The organism is Novosphingobium sp. 18050, assembly GCF_902706195.1.
Taxonomy (GTDB): domain Bacteria; phylum Pseudomonadota; class Alphaproteobacteria; order Sphingomonadales; family Sphingomonadaceae; genus Novosphingobium.
In genome coordinates this window covers 225,710-246,791 of sequence record NZ_CACSJO010000003.1, presented here as the reverse complement: position 1 = coordinate 246,791, position 21,082 = coordinate 225,710, and the positions used below count along the sequence as shown (strand labels likewise).

Below are 21,082 nucleotides of genomic sequence, written 5' to 3'. Positions count from 1 at the left end.
CAGCGTGTTGCGGCCAGAAAGGGACGGTCGGAGGCAATCTCTCAAGGGCATGCATTTCGCTTAGTGTTCAGCGAAATGGACGGCGGTGATCGGCGCGAAAAGCGCGCGCCATGGTTGCGGCATGACTGGCCCATTCCTCCCCCAGCCCGGCGCACCCACAAACGCATGGCAGTTCGATCCCCGCCGCCATGCGTGCAGCCTATACTGGCGCGGGTGGGGCGTTCAGCAGATTGCCGACGAATTCGAATTGCACGGCGTCAAGGGCGACACGGGCGGGGCGATACCGCGCGCGACGATCGCGGCGTGGAAGCAGCGCGACAAGTGGGATGACGCGCCCTCGATCCGGAAAATCGAAGACGGGCTGGAAATCCGCCTCCTCACGCTGATCGCGAAGGAGAAGAAGACCAGCGGCGACCTTGTCGAAATGGAGGCGCTGTCCAGGCAGATCGAAAGTCTCGCCCGCGTGCGCCGGTTCGAGCAGCCGGGCGGCCATAGCGGTGACATCAACGAAAAGGTCGGCAACCGGAACGCTGGGCCGCGCAAGAAGGCGAAGAAGAACCACTTCACCGCAGAGCAGGCGGCCGAACTTAAGCGCATCTTCCTTGAAGGTTGCTACGACTACCAGCTGACGTGGTGGAACGCGCTGAGCCAGCGCACCCGCATGATCCTGAAGTCGCGCCAGATCGGCGCGACCTACTATTTCGCGTTTGAAGCGCTGATCGACGCGATCGAGACGGGCCGCAACCAGATATTCCTGTCAGCCTCCAAGGCACAGGCGCACCAATTCCGGTCATACATCGTCAGCTTCGCCAAGCTGGTCGGCGTTGCCCTGACCGGCGATCCGATGCTCATCACCTCGGACCTCAGGCCTGAGGAAGAAGCGGCGGCCGAGATGCACTTTCTCGGCACCAACTTCCGCACGGCGCAGGGCCGGCACGGCAATTTCTACTTCGATGAGTTCTTCTGGGTCCATTCGTTCGAGGAGTTGAACAAGGTCGCCTCGGGCATGGCGACGCACAAGAAGTGGCGGAAAACCTACTTCTCCACGCCGTCCACCGTCGCGCATCCCGCCTATCCATACTGGACCGGAGAGCGCCGCAACCGCCGACGCAAGAAGGAAGACCGCGTCGAGATCGACGTCAGCCATGCCGCGCTGTCGGAAAAGGGCAGCGTCGGGCCTGATCGCATCTGGCGCCACATCGTCAACATCCGCGACGCCGAAGCGGGCGGATGCGACCTGTTCGACATTGCGGAGCTGGAGGACGAATACGCGCCAGACGAATTCGCCAACCTGTTCATGTGCGATTTCGTCGACGACAGCATGTCGGCCTTCAAATTCAACGACATGATCGCCTGCGGCTGTGACAGCCTGGTCGACTGGACCGATTTCAACATCGAGGCGGCAAGGCCCTACGGTAATCGCGCGGTCTGGGCGGGCTATGATCCGCAGGAAAGCGAGACCGGTGACAATGCGGCGCTGGTTATCGCCGCGCCGCCGTTGGAGGAAGGCGGCAAGTTCCGGATCCTCGAACGCCACCAGCTGCGCGGCCTCGATTTCCAGCAGCAGGCCGAGTTCATCAAGGCAGTCTTGAGCCGCTACAACTGCACGTATCTCGGCATTGACGCGCAAGGTGTCGGCGCGGGCGTCTACCAGCTGCTCGCGAAAGTGGGCGAGATGCCCGGCTGTTCGGTCGCCAAGATCGAATACTCGCTGGAGGTGAAGGCCGGCATGATCATGAAGGCGCAGAATGTGATCCGCCGGGGCCGCCTGCTATTCGACAGCAGCTATCTCGACATCGTCTCGGCCTTCGTCTCGATCAAGAAGACGCTGACCACCAGCGGCCGCAACGTCACCTTCAAGGCCGGGCGCGGGGGCAATGATGGACATGCCGATCTCGCCTGGGCCGCGATGCACATCCTTATGAACGAGCCGCTCGACGGCAAGGAAAAGCCCAAGGGCACGATGGAGATTATCGAATGAGCAAGCGTAGCCGTGCCCGCAGGATGAGCCGTCAGGAGAGCGCCGCTGCATCAGGCGGCGCGATCGTCCCGGTCAACGACAACCGCAGCCGTTCGATCGAGGCGTTCACCTTCGGGGAACCCGAACCGGTCAATAGCCGGGCGACCATGCTCGATATGCTGGAATGCTGGCACAACCAGCGCTGGTATGAACCGCCGATCTCGCTGGACGGCCTTTCCCGGTCGTTCCGTTCCTCGCCCCATCATTCGAGCGCCATCATCCTAAAGCGCAACTTGCTGGCCGCCAGCCTCGACCCAGCATCGCTGATCAGCCGGCGGGACTTCGCTGCCATGGTGCAGGACTACCTCGTGCTGGGGAATTGCTATGTGCAGGAAGTTCGTAACCGCCTCGGCGGCCTGCTGCGCCTCGATCACGTCCTTGCCAAGTACACGCGGCGCGGTGTCGCGAAGGGCAGCTTCTGGTGGGTGCCTGGCTATCAGAACGAGGTGGAGTTCGACGCGGGCACCGTCCACCAGATCATGGCGCCGGATATCAATCAGGAGATCTACGGCCTGCCGGAATACCTGTCGGCGTTGCAGTCCGCATTGCTGAACGAGAACGCCACGCTGTTTCGCCGCAGGTACTACGAGAACGGGAGCCACGCGGGCTACATCCTCTACGCCACCGGGATGTTCGCCGATGGCGACGTGGATGCCATGCGCGACGCGCTCAAGCGTTCGAAAGGGCCGGGCAACTTTCGCAACCTCTTCGTGCATGCGACCGAGGGCAAAGAGACCGGGATCAAGATCCTGCCGATCGCCGAGGTGGGCGCAAAGGATGAGTTCCTTGGCATCAAGAACACCACGCGCGATGACGTATTGGCCGCGCATCGCGTTCCGCCGCAGCTTCTGGGGGTTATCCCGGCCAACGCTGGCGGCTTCGGGGATCCGGCCAAGGCGCTCGACAGCTTCTTCGAACTGGAGATCATGCCGCTACAGTCCGTGTTCCTCGAATTGAACGACACGCTGGGCCGCGAGGCGGTGCTTTTTCGTGAGAGGGTAAAGGCTGCGGCCTGACCTTCCACATGTCAGACCCACGAAGGGCGGCTCAATCGGGCCGCCCTTTTTCGTTCTACCCTCGGTAATGGTTCACCGCGCGCTTCCACTCCCGATCGTCCGGCAGGGGGAGGTCCACGGTCGGCTGATCCCTACTTGGCAGGAAACTGGCTGGGCGGACCCTTCGGCAGTGCGTATGCCAGCAGACGGCGCAGTAGAACCGCGACCGGGCCGTCTCCAGCGTGCCGTCTCGGCCTGCTCGATGGAAGCGCCACCAGAGGGCATGCGGGTGAAATACGGCGGCATGCCCGCACTCGCACGTCGCCTTGATCGTGTACGCCCAGGCAGCGGCTTCGAAGAAGGTCGTTGGGGCCTGCATGCCATCTGCCAGGCGGCCCACGTCACTCGGCCGGCTGAGCACCGCGCAAGGCGACGCACGCGAGCGCGCCGATCATGTACGGTCCATCATCCCTTTTGCCGGTGCGGATCTCGCGCAGGAATGTTCGGTTGTTGAGGCCCCGGGCTTCGAGCGTGTCGGCTACGGCGCGGCGGATGTCTTCGATCTTCATCAGATTGCTCCTTTAATCGGAACATATGAAGAACAGAAACCGAGTCGGTCAACGATTTGCCGCCTCGATCCATCGCATAAAAGGCGCGAAAATTTGTGTCGGTTTGGCGTAATATTATTGCGTAGACAGGAATATTTCTTCGACGCGCAATATTATTGCGCCAAGATTTTCCGCATTCGCTGCCACCCCCGAGCGCGCGCTTAATCCCCCGCCTCGCCCGCGCACTTTATATGTCCCTTTTGATGCACCACTACGACTTCCCTTCCCCCGGCCTAGGTCCTAGGCTGGGTGCGCTCCTCAGATACCCTCGCCGCGTTGCAATTTGATGCAGCTGGACGGATTTTTCGGAACGAGGCGCAATCTCTGGAAAATCTGTGTGAAGGCCCCTCGCTGCGGTGGGTGGTACCGGAGAAGCGTAACATGCGTAACCTCTGGTGGCGCCGCCATGACAACCATCTGAATTTAAGCGATTTTCCGTGTTACGTTCGGAAGGTAATCTAGCGCAACTTCGCGGAGCGAGAAAGGTAATCCCCGCAGAAATCCTAGGGTTTTTCAGTTCAAAAAGTTACGTTTTAAAAAGGTAATCTCATCACTCAGAGGTTACGCTTTAGGTTACGTCAAAAACCGCAGAAATCTGCCACATGTTACGTTTGTTACGTTTTTTCCGGTACTCCCCACGTGGTTTGGCAGGTCGTTCGCTATCGCAACCCTTGCCAACCTATCCGCAGTTTCCACGGTTGATCTCTCGCTTTCTGGAGGCGGGTGATCCACCTATCCTCTTGCAGGAATGATGGTGAGGCGAAATGGCAATACGCTCTGAACGGTTTAGGATGGCGCTCGATCAGCTCGGACCGGGAGACTGGGAAACTTTCGAGAAACTGGCTTCCGTGTTCCTTTCCAGCGAATACCCGGCGCTCCGTACGATGGCATCTCCGTCCGGAGACGGTGGGCGAGACGCCACACTGTTCTGTGAAGAAGGCGACGATTCGCTAGCCTTTCAATATTCCGTTACCGAAAAATGGTCCCCAAAAATACGCACCACAATTCGCCGTTTAAAAGAAAGCTTTCCAAATACTAGCAGTCTAATTTATGTTACAAATCAGCCTATTGGGGCCGAGGCCGATCAAATAAAAGCCGATCTTCGTCGCGAAAAATACTTCTTAGATGTTTATGATAGGTCTTGGTTTATCGAGAGGGCCAATTCTACGTTTTCGCGAGAATCGGCCGCAGAAGAACTTTCAAAACAGTTTGTCGACCCTCTTGTGTCCGAGAGATTGCTGGATAATGACCTCGTCTCGTCATTGAAGGCCGATGAAGCGAAAACTGCGCTAATTTTTCTAGAAATGCAGATGCAGGATTCTCAGGCAGGCTATGGACTGACGAAATCGTCTTATGACGCCCTGGTACGGGCGTCCTTACGTGCCACCTCCACGGCCAACCGAAAATCTCGGGCACATATATATAAAGACGTGCACTCGTTTCTTCCCAGCCATTCCGAAGTGCTGGTTCGCCAACGCGTTGACGCCGCCCTAAACAGGTTATCGGGGACGGCCGTTCGACATCGCAGGGATGGGGATGAGTTTCATCTCACTGATACCGAACGAACACGGGTGGCGGGTTCGATCTCCGCGCTGGCAGGCATGAAAGATGATTTTGATTCAGATCTTCTGAGCCAGCTGGTGACGCTCAAAACCATAACCATCCAAAATTCCGGAGCATTTTCTAAAGCGGCCCGAAATATAGTTGAAACATATTTCCTGAAAAAAGGCGAACAATTTGCTAAAAGTGCGGTATTTTCCGAGGATCACAAGTTTGATGAGGTAACATTAAAAGAAATAGTCATCGGAAAAAGTACGCTTAATTTCGGGTTTTCAGGGGAAAATAAGATAATTGTTATGGCCGATGTACTTCAATCGGTTCTAAATTCTCCTACCGAGAAAACAGCAGCATACCTAAAGAGTCTTCTGGAAAGCTATACGTTATTTGCATTTCTGGCCGCGACACCCGACGTGCAGAAAGCAACGATGCAGATGTTTGGATCGGGAGAAATATGGCTTGATACATCTGTTATTCTCCCGCTCTTCGCCGAAACGGGTGCGCCACCAAGTCAAACCTCCTTCACGCAAATCTATCGACAATGTATTTCTGCTGGGCTTAAGCTGCTAGTAACCGCTGGCGTGCTAGAGGAACTTGAACGTCATATAAATAAATGCCTTACTTTCATTCGGAGCGACTCATGGAATGGCCCTGTTCCATATTTGCTGGCCTCTTACTTGCGTTTTGGCGGGAAGGAAGGGCATTTCGCGGCGTGGGTGGAGACATTCGTCGGTAAAAACGACCCGGTTCAAGACATCGCAGATTACCTGCGCGCTGATCATTCCATCCGCCTTGAAGTGGCTGATGACCACACGAATGTGAGCGAGGAATTGGCACGAGCAGTGGAAACAGAATGGCAGAACATTCATGTCGAACGGCGTGCCAAGATGTCGGGTGACACGACCCACGCATTGCGATTGGCTAGTCACGATTCCGAGACTTTCCTCCACGTACTGTCTTCAAGAATAGGGCAGCGGGGCAGAGCGCCTTTAGGTTATTCCAATTGGTGGTTGACGCTTGATCGGTCCGCAAGGTCTCTACTGTCGCGAATTGAGCCTGACCTTGTTCCTAAGATCAATACTGGCCCGGTTATCTCGCTGGATTTTTTGCTCCGGTATCTGGCCTTTGGGCCAAACCGAGAGAAGGTAGATCTCACTGGTGCCGGTCTGGCAAAGATTTACGCGGACGCCCTCATTGAACCGCTCCCGGCCGAAATGATCGAGGCCTTGGAGGCCATCCGCGCGGACAATCACGACGTACCGGAGGCGATTGTACAGCGGCGCATACGCGATCACCTTAACGATGAAAGGTCAAAGACTAATGCCCTAGATACGCTTCCTCTAGACGACATTCTCGACGCTATCCGAGATTCCTATTGAGCATTTAATGAGCTGGTGTTCGGGCTCGCAAACGCATTATCGGCCATCCAAGTTTGGTCGGGACTATGTCGGGACTCGGGGACCCGATCTGTTCTGGTTGAGCCCGTTTCGTTCCGTGAAAGGGGGTGTTGACGCAGGCGGAAAATGGCTTATTGGCACAGCTTCCGGCGTGCCGGGCGGTTAGCTCAGTTGGTAGAGCATCTCGTTTACACCGAGAGGGTCGGGGGTTCGAGCCCCTCACCGCCCACCATTCCTCCAAATACGGAATTTCCCTTACCTCGCAGGCACTCCGCCTGGCGGGGCGTTTCTGTTTCGGTTGGGCCTGTGCGCTGATGCAGGCGAACCTGGACAGAGCGAATGTGCGTATTTGCGGATCGAGGGTGGACCATGATCTTGCGGGCGACATTGCGCTGACCGCAGCGAAAGGGAACGCCGGGCCGCTATCGACCAGAAGTGGGATGATCAAACCGCTGACAACCCGGCGCGCGCAAGGCTGAGATTGTTGCGCCTGTTTGCGAACGGGAAATGAAACGGTTTAGCGAGTTTCTCCCAATCGCTATTTCACATCGAATTGTGATATTTATTTGCAAATAAATCTGGCGTGAAAGGTGGTTTCTGGGTATTATGTTCGAAAACTTAATTAATAAATAGAAAATATTATCAATATTGATTTATATTTCTATAATGAAAATACAGAAATTATGAATGTATAATTCATGGTTGGTGGCGATGTGGTATGCCATGGTTTGTTTTCATGCCTCGACAATTTTCCGATGATTTTTGTTTCTGGTTGAATTGGTCCGACAAAATTCTCCTTGCATTTTACGCGAATCATTCGCATTAGCGCCGCGAATTGATACGCATTTGCAATAAAAGGGGGGTTTGAGTGTCTCTATCTCGTCTTCGTAACTCGTCGGCAACGGTCGCGCCGGCTTATCTGGCACTGTCCTGCGTCGGTTTCGCGGCCTCGCCCGCCATGGCGCAGGATGCCGCCGCCGATGCGACGCCCCCCAGCCTGGGCGGGGTGACCGTCTCCGATACCGCGATCGATGAATCCGGTTACAAGGTCGATGAAGCCGCTTCGCCCAAGTACACGGCGCCGCTGCTCAACACCGCCAAGACCGTGATCGTGGTGCCTTCGCAGGTCATCCGCGAGAGCGGTTCGACCACTTTCGCCGAGGCGCTGCGCACCGTACCGGGTATCACCTTCGGCGCCGGTGAAGGCGGCAACCCGCAGGGCGATCGTCCGTTCATCCGCGGCTTCGACGCACAGGGCAGCACCTATATCGACGGCGTTCGCAGCATCGGCGGGCAGTCGCGCGAGATTTTCGCGATCGAGCAGATCGAAGTCGTCAAGGGCGGCGATTCGACCATGGGCGGACGCGGCAGCGCCGGCGGCAGCCTCAACCTCGTCAGCAAGATGCCGCACCTGGGCACCAGCATCCTTGGTGATTTCAGCTACGGAACCGACGACTACAAGCGCGCTACGGTCGACGCCAACTATCAGGTGAGCGACACCGCCGCGATCCGTGTCAACGGCATGTGGCATGACGCCGATGTCGCCGGGCGCGATGTGGTGAACTACAACCGTTGGGGCATCTCGCCTTCGGCTGCGCTGGGCCTGGGCACTTCGACCCGCGCCTTCATCAACTACTATCACCTTCAGAGCGACGACATGCCCGATCCGGGCATTCCGTTCGAGCGCCCCGGCAACGCCACGTATGTGAAGACCGCCGACCAGCTCAAGATCGGCCCGGCCGACGTGGACCGCGACACCTTCTACGGTCTCAAGAACCGCGACTTCCGCAAGACCAACGTCGACGAACTGTTCCTGCGCGCCGAGCATGACCTGTCCGACCGCATCAAGGTTCGCGCGACGGCCAAGTATGCCAACGTCAAGCAGTCCTACATCATCACCCAGCCCGACGACAGCCAGGGCAACGTGGTCAACGGCCTGGTCTGGCGCCGTGCGAACACGCGCTGGAGCAACGTCGATTCGATGGTCGGCCAGTTCGACGTGTCGGGCACGTTCGACACCGGCGGCATCGAGCACTCGTTCTCGGTCGGCGCCGAGGCGAGCTGGGAACAGTCCAAGCGCGGCACGTTCAACGTGAACACCAACACCAGCGCCGCCGCTTCGGCGCGCTGCAGCGTAGCCAACCAGGCTGCCTACAACTGCACCAGCCTGACCAACCCGAACCCCAATGACCCGTGGCAGAATGTCCAGATCAACGGCAGCGTTCTTCCGGTCGCCCGCAACGCGATCAGCGCCAAGACCGAAGCCACGACCTACGCGATCTATGCCCTCGACACGATCACGATCACCGATCAGCTGCTGCTGAACGTCGGTATCCGTCAGGACTGGTACAACACGGTCCAGACCACGATCCCGGCAACGGCTGCGGCGCCTGTCCTGGAAAAGAAGGACAACTTCCTGAACTATCAGGCAGGCCTGATCTTCAAGCCGATGTCCAACGGCAGCATCTATGTGTCCTACGCGAAGTCGACCACTCCTCCCGGCAGCCTTGTCGGCGAAGGGCAGGAAGGCAACGCCATTGCACTGACGACGCTGAACGCCCTTAAGGCCGAACAGACCAAGTCCTATGAAATCGGCACCAAGTGGTCGTTCATGGACGACGCCTTCGGGCTGAGCGCAGCCGCATTCCGTACCGAGACCAAGAACGCTCGCACCACCGGCGCGGACCTTCTACCCCAATATGTCGGCGAACGGCGCATCCAGGGCTTCGAAGTGGGCTTCAACGGCAAGCCGCTCCCGTTCTGGAGCATCTTCGGCGGTTACACCTACATGGACTCCGAGATCACCGATGTCGGCAACGTCCTCACTGCGGCGACCTTGGTCAACCTCGGCAAGCCGTTCCCTAACACGCCCAAGCACAGCTTCACCGCCTGGACGACCTTCGACATCGCCCAGCGTTTCCAGATCGGCGGCGGCGCGATCTACAACTCGAAGCAGTATGCGGGCTTCAGCAACGTCGTGTTCGCCGATGGTTCGAACAACACTGTTGTCCGCTCTATCGACGGTTACTGGCGCTTCGATGCGACGGCTTCGGCTACGCTCACCGACAACGTATCGGTGCGGGTGAACGTGCAGAACCTGACCAACAAGAAGTATTACGACCGCACGTACTCGACGCACTTCGCGACCGTGGCACCGGGCCGCTCGGCCTTCGCGACGCTCTCGCTGAAGTACTGAGCCTTCGGTTCTCGGTGACAGGGCAGGGCCCGCTCCCTTCGGGGGGCGGGCCCTGCTCGTTTTCAAGGGGAGGATATCGCATGACGCTGACATTCGCGGAGATCGAAAGCTGGAGCGCCGAGGAAGCGCGTGAGCGGCTGAGCGCTTCCGACGCCGAAGTGGCCGGCATCATGAAAGTCGCCGCCGAAGCCGGATTGGCCGAGGCGCAGGCGCTTTACGGCCAGATCCTGCTCGACGGCAAAGGCATCCCGCGCGACGAGAAGGAAGCCCTGCGCTGGTTCTCGTCAAGCGCACAGGCCGGTCACGTCATGGCCATGAATATGGTCGGACGCTGCTGCGAACACGGCTGGGGCACTCCGGTCGACAAGGTCCGGGCGGCGCAGTGGTACGAGGCGGCGGCGGAGCGCGGGCTCGACTGGGGTATGTACAACCTCGCCACGTTGCATTGCCTGGGCGAGGGTGTCCCGCTCGACCGCGAGGCGGCCTTCCGCCTCTACAGCCGGGCGGCGCGGGCGGGGCACGTCAAGTCGATCAATTTGCTGGGCGGCTTTCACGAGGACGGCTGGGTGGTCATGCGGGACATGGATGTCGCCGCCGACCACTACCGCCGCGCCGCTGAGGGCGGAGACTTTCGCGGCGAGTTCAACCATGCGCGGATGCTGATCGAGGCAGGTTGTATCGACGAAGCGCTCGTATGGTTGCGCAAGCTGGAGGCAAGCGCCACCCCGGCGTTTCTGGGCAAGGTGTCGGGCTGGCTGGCCGCTCGTCCCGAGTCTGAACTGCGGGCTGCCGCAGCGGAGATTCGCAGCCAGCCTGCCTGAGGAGCCCTGCCACCAGGTGCTTCCCGGGACGGCGTCGCGCCGGGTTGGTTACAATTGCCGCCGACCCGGCACCAAGGCTCAAAACGGGCCTCAGCAGTCGTTTTGCGTATGCGCATGCCCGGTTTTCCGGCCTTTGCGTGCGGGCCGTGCCGGCTTGCGTGTGGATTGCGTGCCCGGCGCGGTCCGTTCCGGGGCATCCTGCCGTTTGCCCGAAATTGTCCCGCGCGGTGCCGGAAGCGGAGCCGTTGCGCAGGGCCGAAGCGGCTGCTTCTGGCCGAGACTATTCTCCCGAAGTGCCTGACGCTTTGCGCATACGGCAATTCACGGAGGACAACACAATGACCAACAGCGAACTGCGCCCGACGGCACGGCAAGCCCTTCTCTGCGCAACGACTATCCCGCTGCTCCTGCTGGGTGCCTGCGCGGATAGCGTCGGTTTCCATGCGGGTACGCCTGCGGGGCCGTCGGGGCCATCCACCCCTTCCGAACCCACCGGCCCCACCGGCCCTACTGGTCCGACAGGCCCCACCGGTCCGACGGGACCTACCGGGCCGACTGGACCAACCGGTCCCACCGGTCCCACCGGTCCCTCGGGGCCGACCGGCACGACCAGCCTCACTGGCCCCGCTGCCGGGGTGAGTGTCGGCGGCGTTCCCATTCTCGGCCCCAGCGGTCCGGGCAGTCTGATCGACGTCAATGTCGCCCCGCCCACCGGCTCGACCGGCGGCAGTGGCGGAGGCAGTGGCAGCAGCATCGTCGTCGATGTGCTGACGGGTGATGGCCGCGTTGTGCAGGTGACCTTGCCGACCACGGCGGCGCAGACGCAGCAGGCGCTCGCCCCGGTCGGCGCTCTGGCAGGGGCACTGCTGGGCCAACAGGTCGGATCGACCGTGACCGGCGTCACCAACGGACTTTCGCCCACGGTCGCCGCCGTGACCTCGACCGTCAGCGGTGTGACGACGCCGCTGCTCGGGGCCGTCGATACCGTGCTGGCCCCGGTGGTAGGTTCGGGCGGCGTGCTGGCACCGCTCACCGGACAGCTGGGCGGCCTTGTAGGCGGCATCACCGGCAGCCTGCCGGGCAGCGGTTCCGGCACGGCGCCGACGTATACCGGTCCGCTGGTCGGACTGGACCTTGCCAACAACGGTCTTACCGGCGCGAGCACCAGCGGCACCCTGGCGGGCGTCAATGTCCTGTCGGACAATCCGGGCCTCGTCTCGGGGCAGCTGGTGACGGCCGACGTGCTCTCTGATGGCGCGGTGCTGGACGTTACGCTGCCGACGACGGCCGCGGGCGTGGCGCAGGGCCTTGCGCCTGTCGGCAACCTTGCCGGTGCGCTTCTGGGCGCGCAGGTCGGCAGCGGGGTGACCCAGGTTACCAACGGGCTGGCTCCGGTCGTGGCGCCCGTAACTCTTGTGGTGGATACGGTGACCTCGCCGGTGCTTGGCGCCGTGAACGGGGCGCTTGGTCCGGTGGTCGGCCAAGTGGTCGGCGGCCTCGGTGCGGGGGAGACCGGCAGCTCAGTGCTGTCGCCCGTTACCGGGGTCGTCGGTGGCCTCCTCGGTGGCGTCGGCGGCGGTAGCGGCGCGGGCAGTGCGCTTGCTCCGGTCACCGGCGTGGTGAGCGGCCTGCTGGGCGGCGTCGGTGGCGGCAGCGGCGCGGGCAGTGCGCTTGCTCCGGTGACCGGCGTGGTGAGCGGCCTGCTGGGCGGCGTCGGTGGCGGCAGCGGTGCGGGCAGTGCGCTTGCTCCGGTCACCGGTGTCGTCAGTGGTCTGCTCGGCGGTGTCGGTGGGGGGACGGGCTCAGGAACCGCTTCCCTGCTTTCGCCGGTGACCGGGCTGCTGGGAGGCCTCACGGGGAGCTGAAACAAGGATGGCGTGTCCACCGCTCTTGTTGCCCTCCCCCAGGTCGGACACGCCGCTACCCGACTCCGTCTGACGGGGTCGGGGAGGAGGCGGCCCTTGCCGTGGGCCGCCTCCTCCAACTTCCGCGATGGAGAATGCCAGTCGCGGGAGAGGGGAGACATCACCTGCTTCGAGGGCGCATGTGCCCGGCGATCACCGCCGGGTCGTGCGCCCGCTTTCGTTTGTCGGCAGCGCCTTTAGCCGGCCGGAGATATCGCACTTGGCAGCGGCGCCCAGGTCGGTGGGCGGCGCTCCAGCAGGCGCGGTGCCTGAGGCGACCTTCTATCGCCGCCCGGCGACAACATCGCAGCAGCCCGCCTCGAACTGGAAAGCCACCGGTATTCGGCGTTCCTTTTTGAGCCGCCGTGTGAGCTGGGCCGGCATGCCCGTCTTTTCGCCTGCCTGGTCCGCCGATTTCGAAGCTGCCATAAATCAGTGTATGCTGGTGGGCGATGCGGGAACGCCCGACAACGAGGCACCGGATACCCTTCGACGGGGCATTCGGGATCGACTGGAAACACGGCAGGCAGAACTGGCGTGAACAGGAAGAACTGGCATGAGCACGATCGCAAGCCGCGAATACCAGATGTTTCCGGTGCTGGGTGCAGCCGAAGTGGCGGCCGCGCGGCGCTTTGCCAGCGGGCCGGAACGCGTCTTCGCCCCCGGCGATCAGGTCTATGCCATAGGCGACCGCGAGGCTCCTACCTGGCTTGTCGTCGCTGGCCATATCGAGGTTGTGCGCCGTGACGGGCTGAGCCGCGAAGCGCATGTCACCATGCATGGTCCCGGCCAGTTCACCGGCGAGATCAACCAGTTGGCAGGCCGCCCCTCGATCGCCGGCGGGCGCGCCGGGCCGGACGGGTGCACAGCGATCCCCATCGATGCCGCGCATCTGCGGGCCCTGATGATCGGCTCGGCCGAACTGGGCGAGACGGTCATGCGCGCCCTGATCCTGCGCCGCGTCGGGCTGATCGAGGAAGGCGGGGCCGGCACGGTCCTGATCGGTGTGCCGGGCAGCCCGGACGTGGTCCGGTTGGGCGAATTTCTGCGTCGTAGCGGTTATCCCTACCTCGTTCTCGATGTGAGCGAGGACGGCGAGGGCAAGGCGCTGGTGGAGCGGCTGGGCGTGGCCCCGGCGGAATATCCGCTGGTCGTCTGCCCTACAGGCCCGATCCTGCGCTGCCCGCGCGAGACGGAGTTGGCGGCCTGCCTCGGCCTCTCGGCACAGATCGATCCCGATGCGGTGAGCGACGTCGTGATCGTCGGCGCCGGTCCTGCGGGGCTTGCCGCTGCGGTCTATGCCGCTTCTGAAGGACTGTCGGTGGTCGTGCTCGATGCGCGCAGCATGGGCGGGCAGGCCGGAGCCTCGGCGCGGATCGAGAACTACCTTGGCTTTCCCACCGGTATTTCCGGGCAGGCGCTGGCGGGGCGGGCTTTCAATCAGGCCCTCAAGTTCGGGGCGCAGATGGCGATCCCGGCCGAAGTGGAAAACCTGGAGCGGCGCGGCGACCATCTGCATCTGCAACTTGCGGGCGGGAACGGCGTACAGGCGCGCGCGGTGGTGGTTGCCTCCGGCGCGCGCTACCGGCGCCTTGCGGTGGAGGGGCTGGACCGCTTCGAGGGCGCGGGCGTGTCCTACTGGGTCTCACCCATCGAGGCGCGGCTCTGCGCAGGCGAGGATATCGCCCTTGTCGGCGGCGGCAACTCGGCCGGGCAGGCGGTGGTCTTCCTCGCGCCGCAGGTAAAGAAGCTGCACATGATCGTGCGCCGCGATCTTGCCGAGACGATGTCGCGCTATCTGGTCGATCGGATTTCCCAGTTGCCGAACGTCGAGCTTCATGTCGGCGCGGAAGTCGTGTCGCTGGAGGGCGATGTGGCGGGCGGGCTGTCCGGCGCGACGATCCGGCACAACGCAGACGGTGCGCTCCACCACCGGGCCCTGCGCCATGTCTTCCTGTTCATCGGTGCAGATCCGAATTCGGGCTGGCTGCCGCCAGGGGTGGCAAGCGACGCCAAGGGCTTCGTCGAAACCGGCAGGGGGCATCTCCCGCTGGAAACCGCGATGCCGGGTGTCTTCGCCATCGGCGACGTGCGGGCCGGTTCGACCAAGCGCGTCGCTGCCGCCGTGGGCGAAGGCGCTGCGGTGGTCTCCCAGATCCATACGATGTTCGCCGCCAACCGGAAGGAAACGCCATGACCGGCTGCTCGCACAGCATGACAATCGCCCAAGTCACCCCCAGCGCGAAGGGCTGCGAGGAGTGTCTGAAGATCGGCAGTCCATGGGTTCACTTGCGCCTGTGCCGCAGTTGCGGCCACGTCGGCTGCTGCGACGAATCCCCGCACCGCCACGCCCGCGCCCATTTTAACGAGACGCATCATCCCATCATCGAAGGCTACGACCCGCCAGAAGGCTGGGGCTGGTGCTGGGTGGACGGGGTGCAGGTAGACTTGCCCGACCAGACCCGACAATGGGGCCCGATACCCCGGTTCTACTGACGTTTCAGTCCTTGGAGGCCGCTGTTGGAGTAAGCCGGTACTGCCGTGCCTGATCGCGGCTCAGGGCGTCTGCTGGTCGCTTTCGGCCCCGGCCAGTATCAGCGAGAAATCCTCCTGCGGATCGGTCCAATGCTCGAGCTGGCTCCAGCCACTGGCCGCCAGCAGCAGGCGCATCTCGCTCGGGCGGTACTTGTGGCAGTTCTCGGTATGGATGGTCTGGCCGCCGTCCATGTGGAAGGACTGGCCGGCCACCTCGAAACGGATGGCGCGGCGGGCTTCGAGATGCATCTCGATCCGGCTCGCATCCTCGTTCCAGCGGGCGAGGTGGCGAAATTCGCCTACCGGGATGGTTCCGCCCAGTTCCCGGTTGATGCGCTGGAGCAGGTTGAGATTGAACAGCGCCGTCACCCCCTGCGCATCGTCATAGGCAGCGATCAGGCGCTTTGGGTCCTTCACCCGGTCGATGCCGATCAGCAGATGCGCATTTAGCCCCAGCGTCTGGCGCATGGAACGTAGCAGGTCGACGGCTGCGGCCGCCGTCATGTTGCCGATGGTCGATCCGGGAAAGAAGCCCAGCATCGCCTGCCCGCCCTGCCGCACCGGCAGGTGCACCGGGTTCATGAAGTTCGCTTCCACCGGCACGATCCGCAGATGCGGGAACAGCGCCGCAAGGTCCGCGCAGGCTTCGTCGAGGAACTCTCCGCAGATGTCGATCGGCACATACGTGGCGCGCGGCATGGATTTCAGCAGGATGCGGGTCTTGATCGAACTGCCCGATCCGAACTCGACTACCGTAGCGTCCGCGCCCACCGTCTGCGCCACGGCCGGGGCATGGGCGTGGAGCAGCGCTGTCTCGGTGCGGGTGGGGTAATATTCGGAAACCTGGGTGATTGCCTCGAACAGCTGCGATCCGCGCATGTCGTAGAACCAGCGGGCGGGGATCGCCTTGTCGGCCTGACCCAGCCCGCGCAGTACGTCGGTGCGGAAGGCGGGGTCGGTCGCGGGCGTATCGCGGCGGATTTCATCTTCGGGGCGCGTCGGCGTGAACAGCATGCCTATAGGCTCCTTGCAAGGCGTAGGCCGGTGAACTGCCAACGCTGGTGAGGATGGAAGAAATTCCGGTACGAGGCGCGGACATGACCGCGCGGAGTGGCGCAGCTGCCACCCTTGAGGACGAACTGGCCGGACATGAACTTGCCGTTGTATTCGCCCACTGCGCCCGCCGCCGGGCGATAGCCGGGCCAGGGCCGATAAGCCGAGCCGGTCCATTCCCACACGTTGCCGAACAGCGAGGCGAAGGCGCCATCCTTGCTCTCGGCCCGCGGTGTGATGCCCTCGGCCCGGTCCAGTTGGACTCCGCTCAGCGGATTGCGAAACTGCGCGGCGGCTTCCCATTCCTGCTCGGTCGGCAGGCGGGCACCGGCCCATGTCGCGAAAGCGTCGGCTTCGTAGAACGAGATGTGGGTTACGGGCGCGCGGGGATCGAGCGGCTGCCAGCCGGTAAGCGTGAAATGCTCCCACGCGCCGTCCTGCCCGCGCCAGTAGAGCGGGGCGGCAATGCCTTCACGCCGCACCCAGTCCCAGCCGTCCGACAGCCAGAGCGAGGCCGTGGCATAGCCTTGGTCGGCGATGAATTCGATCCATTCGCCATTGGTTACCGGCCGGTTGGCCAGCGCATGGGGCGCAAGCCAGGAAGGATGGCGCGGCAATTCGTTGTCGAAAGCGAAGCCTTCTGCGTTGCTGCCGATTTCGGTCAGCCCTTCGGCGCCCGTGATCCAGCGCAGCGGGACGTCCGCGCCCGCAGCGCCGTCACCGGCGGCGGCGTAGGCAGCCGGGCCGAGCGGATTGCGCGAGAACAGGTGCTTGATGTCGGTCAGCAGCAATTCCTGGTGCTGCTGCTCGTGCTGGATGCCCAGTTCGACGAGGTCGCTGTGCCGCTCCATCAGGCGCGGCAGCGCGGCGGTCATGGCCTCGTCCACATGTTCGCGATAAGCCAGCATTTCGGCTACTGTCGGGCGAGTCAGCAGACCGCGCTCGGGACGGGCCATGCGTGCGCCCTCGGCCTCGTAATAGCTGTTGAACAGGAACGGCCAGCGCTCGTCGAACAGGCGATAGCCGGACACTTGATCGCGCAGCAGGAACGTTTCGAAGAACCAGGTCGTATGCGCCAGATGCCACTTGGCGGGCGAGGCGTCGGGCATCGACTGCACCGTCATGTCTGCCTCGTTCAACCCCTGGACGAGATCGCGGCTGAGGTCCCGTGTCCGGCGGAAGCGTTCGAGAATCGCGCCCTGGGCACGCGATCCGGCGACTGCATCCGACTGGTCCCTCATCGTCACTCCTCCTTGCTGCCCACGTGAGCACGCCCGGTCTTCGCCAGACAGGCGCCGCGCTATCGAGTGCAGGCGCGAGGCTGAACGATACGAATGTATGAGTGTGTTTAGTGCGCGGAAGGCGCCAAGGTTCCATGGCCGCAGCAAAAGCGCGGCCAGTCGAGGCGCCCGTTATCCGGGCCGAGGCATCAGCCTGTGCGTCACGCGGCCCATCACCCTTTGCTCACGCAGGGTCAGGGTCGTTAAACGCTCCTCGATTGCCGCTGCGGCGCGCGCCTTACGGCCGGTGCGGGAGGGCCGAGGCAGGGTCGCGGTTGAAGATGAGGGTTGCGCCCAGCACCACGGTTCCGGCCAGCGCCAGCGGCAGGGACAGGCCGCCGTGGCGTAGCAGCAACGCGCCGATCATGGCTCCGGCGAAGATTGACAGCACCGCACCGAAGCGGCGGACGAGGTTGGGAGATTTCCCGTCGGCGCGATCGGCGGCGATACCGGTGATGGTGAGGGTCAGCACGGTCGTCGTGAGGTCGGGCACCTTGAGCTGGCGCACGGTCGCATTGCGCAGGCCCATCGCAAAGCCGGTCAGCGCGATTACCGTGAGAACGGCCAGTTCCGGCGCCTGCGAGGCGACGTCGATCTTGAGCGCGATCAGAGCGGCGATCCACAGCAGCCCGCCCTCGATCAGCGCGGCCCACAGCAGCCAGCGGCGCAGCGGACGCTCGACATGGCGCCGGGCAAGGTGCCCCGCGCCCCAGGCCCCGACCATGAAAGACAACAGCGCGAGGACGGCGGGGATGACCTTGAAGCCCGGCGTCCCGGCGGCCGCGAAGCCCAGGAATACGACATTTCCGGTCATGTTCGCGGTGAAGACCTTGCCCAGCCCCAGCACCGACGCGGCATCGACAAGACCGGTGGTGGCGGACAGCAGCAGTAGTAGCCGGGGCAGTGTGGTGGATGAGGTGGGGGTCATGACGGTCTCCGAATGGGCTATGACGCTGGCTTAATGGGGCATTGCGTTCCCGAATATCCGAATAAGATCACTCCATTCGTTCGATGAAACTGAAAAGTTCAGAAGCGGAAATTGCTTTCCAGGCCGAGCATGTGGATCGTTTTGCCGCTGCCGGTTTCGCGGATGAAGGCGCCCGGCGCGAAGGCGGAGATCGAGGCCGAGAGTTCGAGTTCGGCGCTGGCCTGCCAGGCCACGGTGGTTTCCACTTCCTTGCCGATGAAACGGGCGTGGCTGTCTCCTACATCCCGGATCAGGTTGCCGGGGATGTCGTAGATGCCGTCGGCGCGGGAGTAGCGCCAGAACGCTGCGGCGCCGATGCTGGCGGAGACGGCGGGGGCCAGTTGCAGGCCGACCGATGGGTTCACGTTGATCATGTTGTAGGGGCCGACCGGCGAGAGTTCGCCGAAGTACTTTCCCTTGGGAAACAGGGCGTTGAAGGTGCCGAGGCGGTTGTCGGAGCGGTTGGTGTCGCCGCTCACCACGTTGGTGCGCAGGGTGAAATCCGGTGCCAGTGGGGTGTCCGGGAAGGCGCGGCCCAGTTCCGTGCCCAGTGTCCAGGCGCGAATTTGGCCGCCTGCGAAGTGGCCGAACTGGACCACGCCCTCGACGTTCCAGTGCCAGTTTTCGCGGACGCCGTGCCAGCGTGCGCCCAGGCTGTGGCGGGTTTCCGCGCCGGTGCGGGCGGCCCAGCGGGCGGCGTCATTGCGGTAGCCGAGGTAGTAGAGGTCCAGCTGCGGCAGGGCGGCATAGGCGCCCCATAAGGCCTTGTCAGGCGAGGTGCGGTCGTCGAAATCGCCCTTGCCGGGCTGCACCGGGCGGACCGCCAGCAAGCTGACCCTGGCGTCACCTAACGAGACATCGGCGCGCAGTCCGTCGAACGCGAGCGGAACGTTCGGGCCGTAGCGGGTGCCGATCAGACGCTCGGTGCCGAGCGAAAGCATCTGCCGGCCGCCGCGTAGGGTAACGGGGCCGAGATCGGCTTCCACGAATCCTTGCAGCAGGTCGATGCCGGTTTCGTCCACCGGGCCGGGGGAAGGCGCAACGCCGATCGAGGTCGCCGCGATCGGCTGCACGAAGGCGCGCAGGTTGCCGACGTGGAGGTCTGCATAGGGCATGGCGCGTAGCCAGACGTAGCCGTCGTTGGGGGCATCGGCGCCGCCCCAAAGGTTGTCATCGTAGTTCTCGCTGCGGGCGCGCAGTTCCAGGCCGGTCGAGAGCCAGGCATCATCACCTAGGGGGATGTACTTGAACGGGCCGGTCCAGTGGTCGGCGCGCTCATCCGCTTCGGCGAGGTCGGACCAGTTTTCGTCGTAGCGGGTGATGGTGAGCGTGGGGGCCTGCCATGCCTCGGTGGTTTGCGCGTGGGAGGCGGTGGGCAGGTAAACCGCAAGGGCGAGCGCCAGCGCTACCTTGGTTGCACCGTCAGCCACTTTGCTTGGCCCGGTAGCTCAGGATCGCAGCGAGGACGAATCCGCCGATCAGGCCCATGTGCTCGAAGAACGCGTTGGTCGCGGCGAAGCGCTCCGCACCTGCTGGCATGGCCCAGAAGGCGTTGGCGGTCAGCGCGGCGAGGAACGTGAACACGCCCAGCATCCCGGCGCCCAGCCAGACCAGCCGGCCTGTCAGGATCAGAGCCGGGCCTATCAGTTCCACCGCGATCGTCAGCCCGGCCCAGAGCGCGGGCGGGGTCAGCCCGAAGTGCGCCTGTTCGGCCAATGCGGAGGGCCAGTCTGCCAGCTTGGTCACGCCGCCGACGAGATACGCGCCCACCAGCAGGAGGCGGGCGAGGAAACCCGTCGGCGCGAAGTTCAGCACCGATATCACGAAGCGGGGGGTATCGGTGCCCATGGCTCAGCCCACCTTACCAGAGTGGATTTCGGCGATGTAACCGCCGGGGAAGCGCACGATCGCGCTTTGGCGCTGTCCGACAGCGAACGGCGCGACCAGCGTTTCCACGCCCGCTGCGCTGGCCTTGGCAAGCGTGGCGGCAAGGTCTGTCACTTCATAGCCGGTCATGTCGCGTCCGTAGGGCCAGGGGAGCTGGCCGTCCGAGACGTAGACCACCATCCTGCCGTAGCCGCTGTCCAGCGAAACGCGGCGGATGGTCTTGCCCGGCTCACCGATCTCGGCGCCCGAAGCGGCCTTGTCGTCGGCCACGACCTTTGCGTGGGCGAAGTCGGTCCAGCTCTTGAGGAACGCGGGCGCGGCGTCTGCGGTCAGGTAGATGCGGTTCTCGGGCACGGTGGTTAGCGGGGCGTAACTGGGCTTCGCGGTGTGCCAGTAGAGCTGCATGTTGACGCCGCCCGGCCACTGGATCACCGAATCGCGGCCGATGGGATCGGGGAAGCTTTCCAGCCGGCGCACTGCGCCGTGTGAAACGGCGGACTTCACCGCAGCGTCGAGATCGGTCGTCAGATAGCCGGTGCGCTCATCGCCGAAGGGGTAGGGGATCGAGGTCTTGAAGCCGAACACCGAGATCGTGCCCGAAGGGGTGAGCACGAGCTGCGACTTGGTGAGGCTGGGGGTGGGCGTGACCTGGAATTCGCCCTGCTTGCTGGTGGTGCCGCCGAACGTGGCGACGAAGCTGGCGACGAACGTGTCGAACTGGTCCTGCGGCACGTAGACGTGGGTGGTGTCGTACTGCGCGCCGACGGCATAGTCGGCCGTGGTGGCGGCGTACGCGGGCGTGACTGCAGGGCCCGCGACCACCATGGCGGCCGCGATCATCAGGGTGAAGGTCTTCATGTCT

Annotated in this window: 15 protein-coding genes and 1 tRNA gene; 9 read left to right on the top strand and 7 right to left on the bottom strand. The window is 63.0% G+C overall.

Annotation, left to right across the window (positions count from 1 at the left end):
- Nucleotides 1–121 precede the first annotated feature (121 nt).
- Both GVL61_RS05405 and GVL61_RS05400 read left to right on the top strand, forming a co-directional pair.
- A complete protein-coding gene (locus GVL61_RS05405) occupies nt 122–1,981 on the top strand; it encodes a terminase family protein (protein WP_159977763.1) in 1,860 nt (619 codons plus the stop codon).
- Nucleotides 1,978–3,036, top strand: a complete 1,059-nt coding sequence (locus tag GVL61_RS05400; RefSeq protein WP_159977761.1) for a phage portal protein — start codon at nt 1,978–1,980, stop codon at nt 3,034–3,036. The genes GVL61_RS05405 and GVL61_RS05400 overlap by 4 nt, the downstream gene beginning before the upstream one ends.
- A 380-nt stretch (nt 3,037–3,416) precedes the next feature.
- On the opposite strand, the gene GVL61_RS24730 is transcribed toward GVL61_RS05400, so the two are convergent.
- Nucleotides 3,417–3,584: a hypothetical protein gene (locus GVL61_RS24730; RefSeq protein ID WP_200844672.1), complete on the bottom strand. Its 168-nt coding sequence runs from the start codon at nt 3,582–3,584 to the stop codon at nt 3,417–3,419.
- A gap of 830 nt (nt 3,585–4,414) precedes the next feature.
- Here GVL61_RS24730 and GVL61_RS05395 point away from each other — a divergent pair.
- From GVL61_RS05395 to GVL61_RS05360, 7 genes are all read left to right on the top strand, one after another.
- Nucleotides 4,415–6,559, top strand: a complete 2,145-nt coding sequence (locus tag GVL61_RS05395; protein WP_159977759.1) for a hypothetical protein — start codon at nt 4,415–4,417, stop codon at nt 6,557–6,559.
- A 174-nt stretch (nt 6,560–6,733) separates the two neighbouring features.
- Nucleotides 6,734–6,809 (top strand) — tRNA-Val (locus GVL61_RS05390).
- 636 nt (nt 6,810–7,445) lie between these two features.
- On the top strand, nt 7,446–9,773 hold the full coding sequence (locus GVL61_RS05385; RefSeq protein ID WP_159977757.1) for a TonB-dependent siderophore receptor: 2,328 nt from the start codon (nt 7,446–7,448) through the stop codon (nt 9,771–9,773).
- Between the two features lie 80 nt (nt 9,774–9,853).
- Nucleotides 9,854–10,594, top strand: coding sequence for a tetratricopeptide repeat protein (locus GVL61_RS05380; protein ID WP_159977755.1), 741 nt, complete (start codon nt 9,854–9,856; stop codon nt 10,592–10,594).
- Between the two features lie 338 nt (nt 10,595–10,932).
- On the top strand, nt 10,933–12,459 hold the full coding sequence (locus GVL61_RS05370; RefSeq protein WP_235037534.1) for a hypothetical protein: 1,527 nt from the start codon (nt 10,933–10,935) through the stop codon (nt 12,457–12,459).
- A 595-nt stretch (nt 12,460–13,054) separates the two neighbouring features.
- On the top strand, nt 13,055–14,695 hold the full coding sequence (locus GVL61_RS05365) for a cyclic nucleotide-binding domain-containing thioredoxin-disulfide reductase (protein ID WP_159977749.1): 1,641 nt from the start codon (nt 13,055–13,057) through the stop codon (nt 14,693–14,695).
- A complete protein-coding gene (locus GVL61_RS05360) occupies nt 14,692–14,994 on the top strand; it encodes a UBP-type zinc finger domain-containing protein (protein ID WP_159977747.1) in 303 nt (100 codons plus the stop codon). The genes GVL61_RS05365 and GVL61_RS05360 overlap by 4 nt, the downstream gene beginning before the upstream one ends.
- Nucleotides 14,995–15,054: 60 nt before the next feature.
- Here the strand turns inward: GVL61_RS05360 and egtD are convergent, their stop codons facing one another.
- The 6 genes from egtD to GVL61_RS05330 all read right to left on the bottom strand — a co-directional run bounded on the left by egtD (nt 15,055) and on the right by GVL61_RS05330 (nt 21,078).
- Nucleotides 15,055–16,047 (bottom strand): L-histidine N(alpha)-methyltransferase, encoded by a 993-nt coding sequence (egtD, locus tag GVL61_RS05355; protein WP_159977745.1) that lies wholly within the window; start codon nt 16,045–16,047, stop codon nt 15,055–15,057.
- Between the two features lie 2 nt (nt 16,048–16,049).
- Nucleotides 16,050–17,327 (bottom strand): ergothioneine biosynthesis protein EgtB, encoded by a 1,278-nt coding sequence (gene egtB / locus GVL61_RS05350; RefSeq protein WP_159977743.1) that lies wholly within the window; start codon nt 17,325–17,327, stop codon nt 16,050–16,052.
- A gap of 277 nt (nt 17,328–17,604) precedes the next feature.
- The gene (locus GVL61_RS05345) at nt 17,605–18,294 is read right to left on the bottom strand and encodes a YoaK family protein (RefSeq protein WP_159977741.1); all 690 of its coding nucleotides are present in this window, start codon (nt 18,292–18,294) and stop codon (nt 17,605–17,607) included.
- A 98-nt stretch (nt 18,295–18,392) separates the two neighbouring features.
- A complete protein-coding gene (locus tag GVL61_RS05340; protein WP_235037541.1) occupies nt 18,393–19,736 on the bottom strand; it encodes an alginate export family protein in 1,344 nt (447 codons plus the stop codon).
- A 19-nt stretch (nt 19,737–19,755) separates the two neighbouring features.
- Nucleotides 19,756–20,181: a DoxX family protein gene (locus GVL61_RS05335; RefSeq protein WP_159977737.1), complete on the bottom strand. Its 426-nt coding sequence runs from the start codon at nt 20,179–20,181 to the stop codon at nt 19,756–19,758.
- 3 nt (nt 20,182–20,184) lie between these two features.
- Entirely contained in the window at nt 20,185–21,078 is an 894-nt protein-coding gene (locus GVL61_RS05330; protein ID WP_159977735.1) for a glyoxalase, read from the bottom strand.
- Nucleotides 21,079–21,082: the final 4 nt, after the last annotated feature.

What these genes read in the sequence shown, in the direction of transcription:
- GVL61_RS05405 (WP_159977763.1), top strand. Translation starts at nt 122, where the DNA reads ATGACTGGCCCATTCCTCCCCCAGCCCGGCGCACCCACAAACGCATGG.
- GVL61_RS05400 (WP_159977761.1), top strand. Translation starts at nt 1,978, where the DNA reads ATGAGCAAGCGTAGCCGTGCCCGCAGGATGAGCCGTCAGGAGAGCGCC.
- GVL61_RS24730 (WP_200844672.1), bottom strand. Translation starts at nt 3,584, where the DNA reads ATGAAGATCGAAGACATCCGCCGCGCCGTAGCCGACACGCTCGAAGCC.
- GVL61_RS05395 (WP_159977759.1), top strand. Translation starts at nt 4,415, where the DNA reads ATGGCGCTCGATCAGCTCGGACCGGGAGACTGGGAAACTTTCGAGAAA.
- GVL61_RS05380 (WP_159977755.1), top strand. Translation starts at nt 9,854, where the DNA reads ATGACGCTGACATTCGCGGAGATCGAAAGCTGGAGCGCCGAGGAAGCG.
- GVL61_RS05370 (WP_235037534.1), top strand. Translation starts at nt 10,933, where the DNA reads ATGACCAACAGCGAACTGCGCCCGACGGCACGGCAAGCCCTTCTCTGC.
- GVL61_RS05365 (WP_159977749.1), top strand. Translation starts at nt 13,055, where the DNA reads ATGAGCACGATCGCAAGCCGCGAATACCAGATGTTTCCGGTGCTGGGT.
- GVL61_RS05360 (WP_159977747.1), top strand. Translation starts at nt 14,692, where the DNA reads ATGACCGGCTGCTCGCACAGCATGACAATCGCCCAAGTCACCCCCAGC.
- egtD (WP_159977745.1), bottom strand. Translation starts at nt 16,047, where the DNA reads ATGCTGTTCACGCCGACGCGCCCCGAAGATGAAATCCGCCGCGATACG.
- egtB (WP_159977743.1), bottom strand. Translation starts at nt 17,327, where the DNA reads ATGAGGGACCAGTCGGATGCAGTCGCCGGATCGCGTGCCCAGGGCGCG.
- GVL61_RS05345 (WP_159977741.1), bottom strand. Translation starts at nt 18,294, where the DNA reads ATGACCCCCACCTCATCCACCACACTGCCCCGGCTACTACTGCTGCTG.
- GVL61_RS05335 (WP_159977737.1), bottom strand. Translation starts at nt 20,181, where the DNA reads ATGGGCACCGATACCCCCCGCTTCGTGATATCGGTGCTGAACTTCGCG.
- GVL61_RS05330 (WP_159977735.1), bottom strand. Translation starts at nt 21,078, where the DNA reads ATGAAGACCTTCACCCTGATGATCGCGGCCGCCATGGTGGTCGCGGGC.